Source organism: Pseudomonas sp. RIT623 (assembly GCF_004519305.1).
GTDB lineage: Bacteria > Pseudomonadota > Gammaproteobacteria > Pseudomonadales > Pseudomonadaceae > Aquipseudomonas.
On sequence record NZ_SOZA01000010.1, the window covers coordinates 133,931 to 147,525 of the forward strand.

The following is a 13,595-nucleotide window of genomic DNA, read 5'->3' on the forward strand; positions in this document are numbered from 1 at the left end:
GTCAAGGACTTGCTTACAGCTCGACGCAGTCGAACCGTACGTCGGTGGCCACGTCTTCGTCGTAGTTGACGTCAGCGCGCTCGAAGCCGAACAGGTTGAGGAACTGCTTCTTGTAACCGGCGTAGTCGGTCAGCTCGAACAGGTTCTCGGTGGTCACTTTAGGCCACATCGCACGGCAGGCGTCCTGCACGTCATCGCGCAGTTCCCAGTCGTCCAGACGCAGGCGGCCTTCGTCGTCCAGTGCCGCCGGCGCACCGTCCGCACGGTACATGCGCTCACGGAACATGCGGTCCAGCTGGTGCTGGGTACCTTCGTGGATACCCTTCTCCTGCATGATCTTGAACACCATCGACAGGTACAGCGGCATCACCGGGATCGCCGAGCTGGCCTGGGTAACCACCGACTTGAGCACCGCGACGTTGGCACTGCCACCGACTTTCTTGCTCAGGCGCTGGGCGGTTTCGTCCAGGTCCTGCTTGGCCTTGCCCAGGGCGCCGTCCCAGTAGATCGGCCAGGTGATGTCGGAGCCGATGTAGCTGAAGGCCACGGTACGGGCCTGTGGCGCCAGCACGCCGGCGGCGTTAAGGGCGTCGATCCACAGCTCCCAGTCCTGGCCGCCCATGACGGTGACGGTGTCCTGGATTTCCTGCTCGGTGGCCGGCTCGATGCTGGCCTCGATGATGGTGTCCTTGTTGGTGTCGATGGCGGTCGACTTGTACGGCTGGCCGATCGGCTTCAGGGCCGAGCGGATCACTTCACCGGTCTGCGGCAGCTTGCGCACCGGCGAGGCCAGCGAGTAGATGACCAGGTCGACCTGGCCGCCCATTTCGTTCTTGATCAGCTCGATGACCTTGGCACGGGCTTCGTCGGAGAAAGCGTCACCGTTGATCGACTTGCTGTACAGGCCTTCGGCCTTGGCGAACTTGTCGAAGGCGGCGGCGTTGTACCAGCCGGCGGTGCCGGCCTTGGTCTCGGTGCCCGGTTTTTCGAAGAACACGCCCAGGGTGTCGGCCTTGAAGCCGAACGCCGCGGTGATGCGCGCTGCCAGGCCGTAGCCGCTGGAGGCGCCGATCACCAGGACTTTCTTCGGACCATCCTCGCGCACGCCCAGCTTGCGGGTGGCTTCGATCTGGTCACGGACGTTGAGCTCGCAGCCCTTGGGGTGAGTCGTGGTGCAGATGAAACCGCGAACCTTGGGATGAATGATGGCCAATGTCTGTACCTCGTCAGGTTTAGGCTGGGGCAGCGCCCGGATTCGGGGTACTGCCGTTTGATCTAGAGGGTGAGACTACCCTCGTGGGATATCCGACACATATTACGGGGTGATTCAAAATCATCGAACATTTTGTAGGAGCGGCGCTGGCTGCAGGGCTTCGCGCAACCACGCCAGGAACTGCCGCGCCAGCGGATCCTCCTGGCTTTCCCAATGCACCAGGCAACTCCATACTGGTCCACGCACGCGTAGTGCCGACAAGGGCCGCAGGCGCCCTTCGTCGACCAGCCGCCGCGCCAGCAACTGGCTGACCAGGGCAATGCCCAGCCCCTCGCCCGCCGCCTCCAGCAGCAAACCCGGGTCGGAGAAATTCAGCCCTTTGCCCTGCTGGCCCACATCCTCGCCGCCTTCCAGCTGCCAGTGGCTCCAGTCCATCTCCCGCTCGCCGTGCAAGGTGGTGCGCCCTTGCTCGGGCAGGTTCGGATGGCAGGCCGGGTACAGCAGGTCCTGATGCAGCACGCTGAAGCTGCATTCGGCCTGGGCGCCGATGTCGTCGCGGATCGCCAGGTCGATGGTCTCGCTGGCCATGTCCGGCGCCTCGAAGCTGGTGAACAGCCACAGGTCCACTTCCGGGCAGCGCTGGTGAAATTCGCCCAGGCGCGGCAGCAGCCAGTGACGGGCGAACGCCGGGGTGGTGTTGACCACCAGCTGGTTGGGCTTGCGGTACTGGTCGAGCCGACGAATACCCACCGCCAACTGCTGCAGCATGGCCTGGGTGGTACTGAGCAGATCGTGCCCAGCGTCGGTGAGGCTGACACTGCGCCCGCTGCGATGGAACAGCGGCTGCTCCAGGTAGCTTTCCAGGCTGCGGATCTGCTGGCTGATTGCCGACTGGGTAAGGTTCAGGGCCTCGGCGGCCTTGTGGAAACTACCCAGGCGGGCGGCGGCTTCGAAGCCACGCAGGGCGTTGAGTGGGGGCCAATACTTGAGCATGCTGATAAGCCTTGCTGATCAGAAGTGCGCTAAATCTATCGTTTGTCGCACCAGCCTGCCAGCCATAACATTGGCCTCAACACCCGCGACGGCGGGCTTCGTTGATAAAAATCCCTAATAGATCGGAGTTCACTATGACCCTGTCCCACGACAGCGGCTGGCACATGCCTGCCGAATGGGCCCGCCACGCCGCCACCTGGATGATCTGGCCGCACAACCAGCCGCTGTGGGAGTCGGGCTGGGGCGTGACCCTGGCCGATGTACAGCGCGACTACGCCCGGGTGGCGGCCGCCATCGCCCGCTTCGAGCCGGTGAAAATGGTGGTCGATCCCTCGGCCATGGCCATCGCCCGCGAACTGTGCGGCGCCGGTATCGAACTGGTCGAGCTGGACGTGGACGACAGCTGGTGCCGCGACAGCGGCCCGACCTTCCTGACCCACCCGCAACACGGCGTGGCCGGCCTGAGCTGGCGTTTCAACGCCTGGGGCGGCAAGTCCGAGCACGGCAAGGACCGCAGCCTGGCCCGGCGCATCCTCGATCACCTTGGCCTGGAAGGCCTGAGCACTGCGCTGTGCAACGAAGGCGGCGCCATCCATGTCGACGGCGAAGGCACCCTGGTCACCACCGAATCGGTGCTGCTCAACTCCAACCGCAACCCGGGCCTGAGCAAGGCTGACTTCGAGGATTGCTTCGCCCGCCTGCTGGGCATCCGCAAGACCATCTGGCTGCCGGGCGACCCGCAGTACGTCACCGGCGACATGACCGACGGCCATGTCGATGGCGTGTGCGCCTTCGCCCGCCCCGGCGTGCTGCTGGTCGACGCCACCCACGACCAGGGCTCGGTGTATGCCGAAGTGGCCCGCGAGAACCGCCGTGCTCTTGAGCTTGCCACCGATGCCCAGGGCCGCTCGTTCGAACTGCTCGACCTGTTCGAGGCCACGGCGGCCGTGGACACCGAAGCAGAGGTGTTCTGCGCTTCGTACACCAACTTCTACCTGGCCAACGGCGCGGTGATCATGCCGGCCTACGGCATCGACGCCGACCAGGCCGCCGCGCAGCAACTGGCCCTGGCCTTCCCCGGTCGCGAAGTGGTACCGGTGCGCATCGACCATATCGCCCACGGCGGTGGCGGCATCCACTGCATCACCCAGCAGCAGCCGGCCTGGCAGGGAGCGCGCCCATGAGCACGCTGCGCATCGCCACCACGCAGATGGCCTGTAGCTGGGACCTACCCGCCAACCTCGACCACGCCGAACAACTGGTGCGCCAGGCCGCGGCCAAGGGTGCCCAGGTGATCCTGTTGCAGGAGCTGTTCGCCACCCCGTACTTCTGCATCGAGCAGTGCCACAGCCACCAGGCCCTGGCCCAGGACTACCACGATAGCCCGCTGCTCAAGCGCTTCGCCGCACTGGCCAAGGAACTGGGCGTGGTCCTGCCGCTTAGCTGGTATGAACGGGCCGGCAACGCCTTCTTCAACTCGCTGAGCGTGGCCGATGCCGACGGGCGCCTGCTGGGCGTGTACCGCAAGACCCACATCCCCAACGCCATCGGCTACCAGGAAAAGGAATACTTCAGCCCCGGCGACACCGGCTTCAAGGTCTGGGACACCGCCTTCGGGCGCCTGGGCATCGGCATCTGCTGGGACCAGTGGTTCCCCGAGACCGCCCGCTGCCTGGCGCTGATGGGCGCCGAAGTGCTGCTGTTCCCCACTGCCATCGGCTCGGAACCTGGCGCCGCCGAACTGGATTCACGCGACCATTGGCAGATGGCCATGCGCGGCCATGCCGCCGCCAACCTGCTGCCAGTGGTGGCCGCCAACCGCGTCGGCCATGAAGTGGCGCGCAGCGATGACAGCCTGAGCATGCGCTTCTACGGCTCGTCGTTCATCTGCGACCACAAGGGCGCGATGCTGCAAGAGGCCGACCGTGACAACAGCGGCGTCTGGCTGCACGACCTGGACCTGGCGCAGATGCGCGAAGATCGCCTGAGCTGGGGCATCTACCGCGACCGCCGCCCCGACATGTATGCGCCGCTGCTGACCCTTGACGGCCGTACCCCACAGACCGCGAGGGCCTGAACCATGCCAAGCTGTCCATCGAAACTGCTCGCCATCGCCGCCCTGCTGGCCTGCGCCAGTGTTGCCCAGGCCGAACAGGACGCCCTGCGTCTGTACAACTGGGCCGACTATTTTGCCGAGGACACCCTCAAGCGCTTCACCGCCGAAACCGGCATCCCGGTGATCTACGACGTCATGGACGGCAGTGAGGTGCTCGAGGCCAAGCTGATGTCCGGGCGCAGCGGCTACGACCTGGTCTTCCCTGGCGACACCGTGGCCGAGCGGCTGATGCGCGCCGGCAGCCTGCAGCCGCTGGACCGCAGCCAGTTGACCGCGCTGGACGATATCGACCCCAGCCTGCGCAAGCTGCACGACCAGTACCCCAAGGCCAGCCAAGCCACCGTGCCTTACACCTGGGGCACCATCGGCCTGACCATGGACGCGAAGAAGATCCGCGAGCGCATGCCCGACGCCCCGCTCGACAGCCTCGACCTGCTGTTCAAACCGGAGCTGGCGGCCAAGTTCGCCGACTGCGGCATCTCGATGATCGACTCGCCCGACGAAGTGCTGGCCGTGGTGCTTCACTACCTGGGGCGTGAACCGCGCAGCGCCAAACGTGAAGACCTGACCGCCGCCAGCGAGCTGCTCAAGGGCATCCGTCCGTACGTGCGCAAGCTGCAGTCGCAACCGGTCACCGAGCTGGTCAATGGCAACACCTGCCTGTCGCTGGGCTACAGCGGCGACGTGATCCAGGCCCAGCGCACCGCCGAAGCCGCGGGCAAGGCCATCGACTTCCAGTACCGCGTGCCTCGCGAAGGCACCACGGTGTGGATGGACACCATGGCCATCCCCGCCGATGCCAAGCACCCGGAGTACGCCTATCGTTTCATCAACTTCGTCATGCGCCCGGAGAACATGGCCGCGATCAGCAACTTCACCGGCTACCCCACTGCCAGTGCCAAGGCCCGCTCGCAGGTGGACGCGCGCCTGCGTGACAACCCGGACATCTACCTCAGCGATGCCACCTTCACCCGCTTGATCCCGGGCAAGGACATCCCCCAGGCCGACATGCGCGCGCGCATGCGTGTCTGGACCCGTTTCAAGACCGCACAGGACTGACCCCATGCCCACTCGCCGCACCTTCCTTCAACAGCTGAGCGTGGTCGCCGGCGTAAGCGCCGCCGCCAGCTTCGGCCTGCCCCTGGGCAGCGCCCGCGCCGCCGAGGCGGGCCGCTGGTTCATGCCCGACGAGGGTGAAAAACAGCAGTGCGCCTATATCGCCTTCGGCGCCCAGGACGCCATCTGGGAGGACTTCACCGAAGACGTCCAGGCCGCCCTTGGCCGTATCGCCCGGGCCATTGCCGTCTACCAGCCGGTGACAGTGTTCTGCCGCGCCAGCGAACGCGACATTGCCGAGGAGGAATGCGGCAGCCACAACATCACCTATGTCGAAACCGAGCTGGACGACATCTGGATGCGCGACATCGGCGCCAACTTCGTAGTCGACGACGATGGCGCGCTGGGCGCGGTGGACTTCAACTTCAACGGCTGGGGCGGCAAGCAGCAGCACCGTCACGACGCCAAATTGGCCACCCGCGTCGCCAAGCTGGCCGGCGCCCAGTACCAGCGCAGCGAGCTGGTGGGCGAAGGTGGCGGCATCGAGGTGGATGGCCATGGCACTGGGATCATGACCGAGAGCAGTTGGATCAACAGCAACCGCAACCCCAGCTGGAGCAAGGCCCAGGTCGAGGAGGAACTCAAGGAACGACTGGGCCTGCGCAAGATCATCTGGCTGCCGGGCATCAAGGGCAAGGACATCACTGATGCCCACGTGGACTTCTATGCCCGCTTTGCCGCGCCCGGCGTGGTGGTGGCGAACCTGGACAACGATCCGGACTCCTACGACCACGAGGTGACACTCAAACACCTCGAGATCCTGCGCAACGCCACCGATGCCGATGGGCGCAAGCTGCAGGTGCATACGATGTCGCCGCCGTTGAAACCGCGCCGCAACAAATTCAGCAAGGGCAACCCGGACTTCGCTGCGGGGTACATCAACTACTTCGTGATCAATGGCGCGGTGATCGCGCCGCAGTTTGGCGATCGCAGTGCCGACGACAAGGCCCGGGCGTTGCTGGTGCAGTTGTATCCGGGGCGCAAGGTGGTGCAGCTGGATATCGATGCGATTGCGGCGGGTGGGGGTGGGATTCACTGCGTGACCAACCAGTGCCCGGCGGTGTGATTGCAAATACAGGGGCTGCGTTGCAGCCCTTTCGCGGCACAAGGCCGCTCCTACAGAGGATTGCGGTCGCCTGTAGGAGCGACCCCGGTTTCACCGATCCTCAGGCGAGCGCCGCCACCCAGGCACCACCGGCTCCCTAAACCTCACACTCTTCAGCACCAGCGCATGGCAGGAAGGCGTGGCCTGCCGCCGTTCATTCATTTGAAATTCGGATCAATGGCAAAGAAAAACAAACTTCCCAAATAAGCGCCCAGCACCGATGCTGTGCCAATCACGCCCGTATTCGGAGAACAACAATGAACGAAGTCGTCATCGTCGCCGCCACCCGCACTGCCATCGGTAGCTTCCAGGGGGCGCTGGCCAATGTGTCCGCCGTCGAGCTGGGCGCCGCGGTGATCCGCCAGCTGCTGGCCCAGACCCAGCTGGACCCGGCCCTGGTCGACGAAGTGATCCTCGGCCAGGTGCTCACCGCCGGTGCCGGGCAGAACCCCGCCCGCCAGGCCGCGGTCAAGGCCGGCCTGCCCTACGAAGTCCCGGCCCTGACCTTGAACAAGGTCTGCGGCTCGGGCCTGAAAGCCCTGCACCTGGCCGCCCAGGCCATCCGCTGCGGCGACGCCGAGGTGGTGATCGCCGGCGGCCAGGAGAGCATGAGCCTGGCCCCCTACGTGATGCCCTCGGCGCGCACCGGCCAGCGCATGGGCCACGGCCAGCTGGTCGACAGCATGATCAGCGACGGCCTGTGGGATGCCTTCAACGACTACCACATGGGCATCACCGCCGAGAACCTGGTGAACAAGTACAGCCTCACCCGCGAACAGCAGGACGCCTTCGCCGCCGAGTCGCAGCGCAAGGCGGTGGCCGCCATCGAGGCCGGGCGCTTCAAGGATGAGATCACCCCGATCCACATCCCACAAAAGAAAGGCGAGCCGCTGGTATTCGACACCGATGAGCAACCGCGCCCCGGCACCAGCGCCGAATCCTTGGGCAAGCTGCGCGCCGCGTTCAAGAAAGACGGCAGTGTCACCGCCGGCAACGCCTCCAGCCTCAACGACGGCGCCGCCGCGGTGCTGCTGATGAGCGCCAGCAAGGCCAAGGCCCTGGGCCTGCCGGTGCTGGCGAAGATCGCCAGCTACGCCAGCGCTGGCGTGGACCCGGCAGTCATGGGCATCGGCCCGGTGTCGGCGACCCAGCGTTGCCTGGCCAAGGCCGGCTGGCAGCTCGCCGACCTGGACCTGATCGAAGCCAACGAAGCCTTTGCCGCCCAGGCACTGGCGGTGGGCAAGCAGCTGGAGTGGGATGCGGCGAAGGTCAACGTCAATGGCGGTGCCATCGCCCTGGGCCACCCGATCGGCGCGTCGGGCTGCCGGGTACTGGTGACCCTGCTGCACGAGATGATCAAGCGCGATGCCAAGAAGGGCCTGGCAACCCTGTGCATCGGTGGCGGCCAGGGCGTGGCGCTGGCCATCGAGCGCTGATCGCCCCCAGGCTCGACCTGCGGGCGATCTGCCTGCTCAGTCGCGGCCACACGCCAAGCCCGGCAGGTTCCCCTGCCGGGCTTGTCAACCGAGCAAGCGCAACCTTGGCCAGCGCTGCAACCAGCCCTTCTCCCGCGCCCGCGCGGCCATCGCCTCGGCCTTGCCCGGCGTGGAACGCAGCCGCAGGCCGAACAGATCGTCCAGCCCCAGCGGTGCCAGCACCTCGCACTGGTCATCGGCGGTGCGCCGCACCGCCACCGCCGTGGCGACTTCCGCCCAGTAGCGCATGGCATCGCCGGTCGAGGCATAAGGCGCCTGCCCGTGACGCAGGTGCATGCGCGCCTGGTTCTTCACCGACCACAACACCTCCGGCGCCCAGGCCTGCAACTGCGCCTCCAGCCGCAGGTCCTCGGCCCGATCCATGCGCGCCGGATCGAACCACAGCACATCCACATCCCCTTGCGGCGCGGTCATGGCCCGCCCATGCAGATGGTCCCACACGGCATTGCGCACGAAACCCGCGCCGATCCAGGCATCCGCCACGCCAAGATCGCGCACCAGCGCTAGCAGCGGCCAGCGCACGGGGTCATTGCAGACAAGGGTCTGCACCTGTCGTTCGAAGTTCACCTCAGAAACGCTCATCACGCAGCGCGGGCAAGGTGATGTCGCGCACGTAGCTGGCAGTCGACAGGCTCAGCATCATCCGGCACACCTGGACCACGTCGTGCAGCGGGATCAGCGTCCCCTCGCCGCGCTGTTCGGCTTGCGCCAAGGGCACGTCCAGTCCATCTTCGGTATTCAGGTAGCCGAGGTTCAGGCAACTCACGCCCAGGCCTTGGTCGCGGAAGCCTTCACGCAGTGTCTCGGCAATGCCGCGCAGGCCGAACTTGCTGGCGCCAAAGGTGACTTCTGGGCGACCACTGCCTGGCACCCCCGATGTGGAGCCGGTGAGGATGATCCGTGGCCGTTCGCTCTCGAGCAGTAGCGGCAGCAGGCGCTTGATCAACAGCAGCGGCGCGGTGATGTTGGTGCCGACCATGCGCTCGATCTGCCCATCGTCATCGTCGAGGAAGCTATAGTCCTCCTCGAAGGCCCGCGCCTCCCAGATGCCGACGTTGTACACCAGCACGTCCAGCCCACCGTCCGCCACCGCCTCATGGATCATCGCCGCGGCCTGGCGCGGCTGGCCGAGGTCAGCCTCGATCCAGTGCAGCGCGCCCGGCAACGACGCCGGCCGGGTACGCGACACGCCGATCAGCGTATCGCCTGCGTCACCCAGGCCCTCGACCAATGCCTTGCCCAATCCCTTGCTCGCACCCACCACTAGAATTCGCATCGAATCACTCCCTATGGACTGCGCCAGATAGTACCCTGCCCCACCTAGTAATTCAGTCGGAAAAACCGAGCCATCCGTGGACAGAGATCAACTCGAACGCCATCAGATCCCCCTTTACTTGATCGCCGTGGTGCTCGCCGCCGCCATCGGCCTGCTTGCACCCAGCGTTGGCCAACCGCTGGAGGCGCTGGTGACACCTGCCATCGCCGTGCTGATGTACGCGATGTTCCTGCAGATCCCCTTCCTCGACCTGCGCGCGGGCCTGGGCAACCGGCGATTCATGGGCGCGCTGCTGCTGGCCAACTTCGTGCTGGTGCCAGTGCTGGTATGGGCCATTACCCGCGGGCTGGTCGATCATCCGGCGGTGCTGGTCGGTGCCTTGCTGGTACTGCTGACGCCGTGCATCGACTACGTGGTGGTGTTCACCCATATCGGCAAGGGCGACTCGCGCCTGACCCTGGCCGCCACGCCGGTGCTGCTGCTGGTGCAACTGGCATTGCTGCCGTTGTACCTGGCGCTGATGCTCGGTGGCGCTGCTGATGTCGAGATTTCCGTGGCGCCGTTCATCGAAGCCTTCGTGCTGCTGATCATGCTGCCGCTGTTGCTGGCGGTCGCCACCAGTGCCGGCGCGCGGCGCTCGGCGCGGGTGGCGAAGTGGAATGACGCCTGGGCCTGGCTGCCGGTGCCGGCCATGGCGCTGGTGCTGGTCGCGGTGATCGGTTCGCAGATCGGCGTGGTGGCCAGGCGCCTGGACGACCTGTTGCCGGTGCTGCCGGTGTATGTCGGCTTCGCACTGCTGGCGCCGCTGCTTGGGGTGGTCGCGGCGCGGCTGGTGAAGTTGTCCACAGGCGAGGCCCGGGCCGTGACCTTCAGTGCCGCCACGCGCAATTCGCTGGTGGTGCTGCCGCTGGCGTTGGCGTTGCCGGAGTCGATCCGCACGCTAGCGGCGGCGGCGGTGATTACCCAGACATTGGTGGAACTGGTGAGTGAGTTGATCTATGTGCGCGCCGTGCCGGCGCTGGTGCGACGCTAGGCAAGCACTGGGGCCGCTGCGCGCCCCTATCGCGACACAAGGCCGCTCCTACAGGGGATCGCGTCAGCCCAGTTGCAGCCGCCATTGGCCGTAATGGCTGAAGCACACACGCGCCAGCGGCGGCACATCGATGCGCTGGAAAGACTCTAAAGGCGCCCCCAGCGCATGCAGCATGGCGGCGCGGATGACGAAGGGATGGGTGACAGCGACCCATTCCCCCTCGCCCAGGGCGCTGTCCATCCAACACGCGACACGCTGGCACAGGGCGGCAATCGATTCACCGCCATGGGGCGTGGCCTGCGGGTCGGCCAACCAGGCCTGCAGCTCGCGCTCGTCCAGTTGCTTGAGTGGTCGGCCTTTCCAGGTGCCCAGCGCGCAATCGCGCAGGCCTTCGTCGACAGTCGCGTTCAGGCCCTGCGCGGTCTGCCGGGTACGTAACTCAGGTGCCGTGAGATAGCGGGCAGCGGTGGGCAGGCCGGTCAAAAGCGACGGCGGCTCGCGCAACTGATCGTCGTCGAGTGCAAAGCGCCCCACCCGCTGAGCCTCGGTGCGGGCGTGGCAGATCAAGGTGAGGTGCAGCGGCTTCATCGAGGGCTTTCCGGGCAGTTGTTCAGGCCACTCTAAATCAAGTACCCGCCGCGCAGAACCGTTCGCCGGCAAGCCGGCTCCTACGAGAAGGCGTCATGCCTGTAGGAGCCGGCTTGCCGGCGAATGGGTCAGCCAGGCCTCAAGCCGTGGCGCGCAGTTCGCGGGCGGCGGCCACCATGTTCACCAAGGCCGCCTCGGTTTCCGCCCAGCCACGGGTCTTCAAGCCGCAGTCCGGGTTCACCCACAGCCGTTCGGCCGGGATCCGCTGGGCCGCCTTGCGCAGCAGCTTGACCATCTCCTCCTTGGCCGGCACCCGCGGCGAGTGAATGTCGTACACCCCCGGCCCGATCTCGTTCGGGTAGTCGAACTTCTCGAACGCCTCCAGCAGCTCCATGTCCGAACGCGAGGTCTCGATGGTGATCACGTCGGCATCCATCGCCGCGATCGACTCGATCACATCGTTGAACTCGCTGTAGCACATGTGGGTGTGGATCTGCGTCTCGTCGCGCACACCCGAGGCGCACAGGCGGAAGGCCTCGGTGGCCCACGCCAGGTAATGCTGCCAGGCACCGCGGCGCAGCGGCAGGCCTTCGCGCAAGGCCGCCTCGTCGATCTGCACGATCCTGATGCCCGCCGCCTCCAGGTCGACCACCTCGTCGCGCAGCGCCAGCGCCAGCTGGCGCGCCTGCACCTCGCGCGTCACGTCCTCGCGCGGGAACGACCACATCAGCATGGTCACCGGGCCCGTCAGCATGCCCTTCATTACCTTGTGGGTCAGGCCCTGGGCGTATTTGATCCAGGCCACGGTCATGGCCTGCGGGCGGCTCAAGTCACCGAAGATCACCGCCGGCTTGACGCAGCGCGAACCGTAGCTCTGCACCCAGCCGAAGCGGGTGAAGGCATAGCCGTCCAGTTGCTCGGCGAAGTACTCGACCATGTCGTTGCGCTCGGCCTCGCCGTGCACCAGCACATCCAGGCCGAGGTTTTCCTGGATTTCCACCGCATGGCGGATCTCGCTGTGCATGGCCTCGACATAGTCGGCCTCGGTCAGCTTGCCCTGCTTGAACGCCTGGCGCGCCAGGCGTATCGCCGAGGTCTGTGGGAACGAGCCGATGGTGGTGGTTGGAAAGGCCGGCAGGTTCAGCCCGGCGCGCTGCTTGGCGATGCGCTGCCCGAAAGCGGCGGCACGCTGGCTGTCGGCTGGCTTGATCGCGGCGACCCGGGCCTGCACCGCCGGCTTGTGAATCCGTGGCGAGGTGGCGCGACTGTGCTGCACGGCGCGGCTCTGCGCCAGGGCGGCGCGCACATCGTCGGCCTCGGGCTGGTCGATCGCCTTGGCCAGCAACGCCACTTCCTGGCACTTCTGCACGGCGAACGCCAGCCAGCTTTTCAGTTCGTCATCGAGCTGGTCTTCACGGGCCAGGTCCACCGGGCTGTGCAACAGCGAGCACGACGGCGCCACCCACAGGCGCTCACCCAGGCGTTCATGCGCGTGGCGCAACACCTCCAGCGCCTTGTCCAGATCGCAGCGCCAGACGTTGCGGCCGTTGACCAGGCCCAACGACAGCACCTTGTAGGCCGGCAGGCGGTCGAGGATCGCCGGGTACTGCTCCGGGGCGCGCACCAGGTCGATGTGCAGGCCATCCACCGGCAGGTTGGCGGCCAGGCCCAGGTTGTCTTCCAGGCCGCCGAAATAGGTGGCGACCAGCTTCTTCAGCGGCGCGCGCTGAAGGATGTTGTAGACCCGCTCGTAAGCGTTCTTCCAGTCCTGCGGCAGGTCGAGGGCGAGGATCGGCTCGTCGATCTGCACCCATTCCACGCCTTGGCCAGCCAGGCGGTTGAGGATCTGGTCATACAACGGCAGCAGGCGCTCGAGCAGCTCGAGCTTGTCGAACTCGGCGCCCTTGGTCTTGCCCAGCCACAGGTAGGTCAGCGGGCCGATCAGCACCGGCTTGACCGCGTGGCCCAGGGCCTGGGCTTGCTCGACCTCTTCGAACAATTGCTCCCAGCTCAGGGCGAACTGCTGGTCGGCGCTGAACTCGGGGACCAGGTAGTGGTAGTTGGTGTCGAACCACTTGGTCATCTCCTGGGCGTGGGCACCGCCGCAGCAGCTGTCACTTCGGTCCGTCGCCACGGTGCCTCGGGCCATGGCGAACAAGGTTTGCAGGGTCGGTTTGGCACCGTCCTTGGCACGGAAGCGCTCCGGGATCACGCCGAAGGTCAGCGAGTGGGTGAGCACCTGGTCGTACCAGGCGAAATCGCCCACCGGCAGCAGCTCGATGCCGGCGGCCTTCTGCGCCTGCCAGTGGGCGGCACGCAGGCCACGGCCCACGGCGCGTAGGCCGGCTTCATCCAGTTCGCCCTTCCAGAAGGCCTCCTGGGCTTTCTTCAGCTCACGATCGCGACCGATGCGCGGAAACCCCAGGTTGTGTGCCAGTGCCATGTCGTCGTCCCTCGAACCTTGAATGTGAATGAGGGGATTCTGCGCGGCGCAACAACGTGAGACAAACTCATAAAATTTGAGATGAACTCAAGATTTGTTCATGATTAGAATGTTGTATCGCGAAAGGGTAGCCCCGGGGTTTCTGTGTTGATGCAAAGACCGCTGGGGGCGCTTTGCGCCCCTTTCGCGACACAAGGCCGCTCCTACCTGCCTGTG

The 13,595-nt window shown here is 66.0% G+C and carries 12 protein-coding genes; 6 read left to right on the forward strand and 6 right to left on the reverse strand.

Translation table 11 applies throughout. The features are described from left to right. Positions 1–13: 13 nt before the first annotated feature. Both fabV and E3U47_RS10055 read right to left on the reverse strand, forming a co-directional pair. Complete coding sequence (gene fabV / locus E3U47_RS10050; RefSeq protein ID WP_134691241.1) at positions 14–1,213, reverse strand: enoyl-ACP reductase FabV; 1,200 nt, start codon at positions 1,211–1,213, stop codon at positions 14–16. A gap of 120 nt (positions 1,214–1,333) precedes the next feature. Beyond that, positions 1,334–2,206: a LysR family transcriptional regulator gene (locus E3U47_RS10055; protein WP_134691243.1), complete on the reverse strand. Its 873-nt coding sequence runs from the start codon at positions 2,204–2,206 to the stop codon at positions 1,334–1,336. A gap of 134 nt (positions 2,207–2,340) precedes the next feature. Here E3U47_RS10055 and E3U47_RS10060 point away from each other — a divergent pair, with 134 nt between their 5' ends. The 5 genes from E3U47_RS10060 to E3U47_RS10080 all read left to right on the forward strand — a co-directional run bounded on the left by E3U47_RS10060 (position 2,341) and on the right by E3U47_RS10080 (position 7,979). Beyond that, positions 2,341–3,390 (forward strand): agmatine/peptidylarginine deiminase, encoded by a 1,050-nt coding sequence (locus E3U47_RS10060; protein ID WP_134691245.1) that lies wholly within the window; start codon positions 2,341–2,343, stop codon positions 3,388–3,390. Next, complete coding sequence (gene aguB, locus E3U47_RS10065) at positions 3,387–4,283, forward strand: N-carbamoylputrescine amidase (protein ID WP_134691247.1); 897 nt, start codon at positions 3,387–3,389, stop codon at positions 4,281–4,283. Before E3U47_RS10060 ends, aguB begins: the two co-directional genes overlap by 4 nt. A 3-nt stretch (positions 4,284–4,286) precedes the next feature. Then, positions 4,287–5,381, forward strand: coding sequence for an extracellular solute-binding protein (locus tag E3U47_RS10070; protein ID WP_134691249.1), 1,095 nt, complete (start codon positions 4,287–4,289; stop codon positions 5,379–5,381). Between the two features lie 4 nt (positions 5,382–5,385). Then, the gene (locus tag E3U47_RS10075; protein ID WP_134691251.1) at positions 5,386–6,504 is read left to right on the forward strand and encodes an agmatine/peptidylarginine deiminase; all 1,119 of its coding nucleotides are present in this window, start codon (positions 5,386–5,388) and stop codon (positions 6,502–6,504) included. Positions 6,505–6,800: 296 nt separating this feature from the next. Next, positions 6,801–7,979: an acetyl-CoA C-acetyltransferase gene (locus E3U47_RS10080; RefSeq protein WP_134691253.1), complete on the forward strand. Its 1,179-nt coding sequence runs from the start codon at positions 6,801–6,803 to the stop codon at positions 7,977–7,979. 84 nt (positions 7,980–8,063) lie between these two features. Here E3U47_RS10080 and E3U47_RS10085 read toward each other — a convergent pair whose 3' ends face one another. Together E3U47_RS10085 and E3U47_RS10090 are read right to left on the reverse strand one after the other, a co-directional pair. Next, on the reverse strand, positions 8,064–8,606 hold the full coding sequence (locus E3U47_RS10085) for a nucleotidyltransferase family protein (RefSeq protein WP_256660258.1): 543 nt from the start codon (positions 8,604–8,606) through the stop codon (positions 8,064–8,066). 1 nt (position 8,607) lies between these two features. Further along, positions 8,608–9,315, reverse strand: a complete 708-nt coding sequence (locus tag E3U47_RS10090) for an SDR family oxidoreductase (RefSeq protein WP_134691257.1) — start codon at positions 9,313–9,315, stop codon at positions 8,608–8,610. 76 nt (positions 9,316–9,391) lie between these two features. On the opposite strand from E3U47_RS10090, the gene E3U47_RS10095 reads away from it, so the two are divergent. After that, a complete protein-coding gene (locus E3U47_RS10095) occupies positions 9,392–10,348 on the forward strand; it encodes an arsenic resistance protein (RefSeq protein ID WP_134691259.1) in 957 nt (318 codons plus the stop codon). 63 nt (positions 10,349–10,411) lie between these two features. Here the strand turns inward: E3U47_RS10095 and E3U47_RS10100 are convergent, their stop codons facing one another. Both E3U47_RS10100 and metE read right to left on the reverse strand, forming a co-directional pair. After that, positions 10,412–10,936 carry a histidine phosphatase family protein gene (locus tag E3U47_RS10100; protein WP_134691261.1) on the reverse strand — a complete coding sequence of 175 codons (525 nt, stop codon included), beginning with the start codon at positions 10,934–10,936 and terminating at the stop codon, positions 10,412–10,414. Positions 10,937–11,075: 139 nt separating this feature from the next. Further along, entirely contained in the window at positions 11,076–13,379 is a 2,304-nt protein-coding gene (gene metE, locus E3U47_RS10105) for a 5-methyltetrahydropteroyltriglutamate--homocysteine S-methyltransferase (RefSeq protein WP_134691263.1), read from the reverse strand. Positions 13,380–13,595 lie beyond the last annotated feature (216 nt).

What these genes read in the sequence shown, in the direction of transcription:
- E3U47_RS10055 (WP_134691243.1), bottom strand. Translation starts at nt 2,206, where the DNA reads ATGCTCAAGTATTGGCCCCCACTCAACGCCCTGCGTGGCTTCGAAGCC.
- E3U47_RS10060 (WP_134691245.1), top strand. Translation starts at nt 2,341, where the DNA reads ATGACCCTGTCCCACGACAGCGGCTGGCACATGCCTGCCGAATGGGCC.
- aguB (WP_134691247.1), top strand. Translation starts at nt 3,387, where the DNA reads ATGAGCACGCTGCGCATCGCCACCACGCAGATGGCCTGTAGCTGGGAC.
- E3U47_RS10070 (WP_134691249.1), top strand. Translation starts at nt 4,287, where the DNA reads ATGCCAAGCTGTCCATCGAAACTGCTCGCCATCGCCGCCCTGCTGGCC.
- E3U47_RS10075 (WP_134691251.1), top strand. Translation starts at nt 5,386, where the DNA reads ATGCCCACTCGCCGCACCTTCCTTCAACAGCTGAGCGTGGTCGCCGGC.
- E3U47_RS10080 (WP_134691253.1), top strand. Translation starts at nt 6,801, where the DNA reads ATGAACGAAGTCGTCATCGTCGCCGCCACCCGCACTGCCATCGGTAGC.
- E3U47_RS10090 (WP_134691257.1), bottom strand. Translation starts at nt 9,315, where the DNA reads ATGCGAATTCTAGTGGTGGGTGCGAGCAAGGGATTGGGCAAGGCATTG.
- E3U47_RS10100 (WP_134691261.1), bottom strand. Translation starts at nt 10,936, where the DNA reads ATGAAGCCGCTGCACCTCACCTTGATCTGCCACGCCCGCACCGAGGCT.
- metE (WP_134691263.1), bottom strand. Translation starts at nt 13,379, where the DNA reads ATGGCACTGGCACACAACCTGGGGTTTCCGCGCATCGGTCGCGATCGT.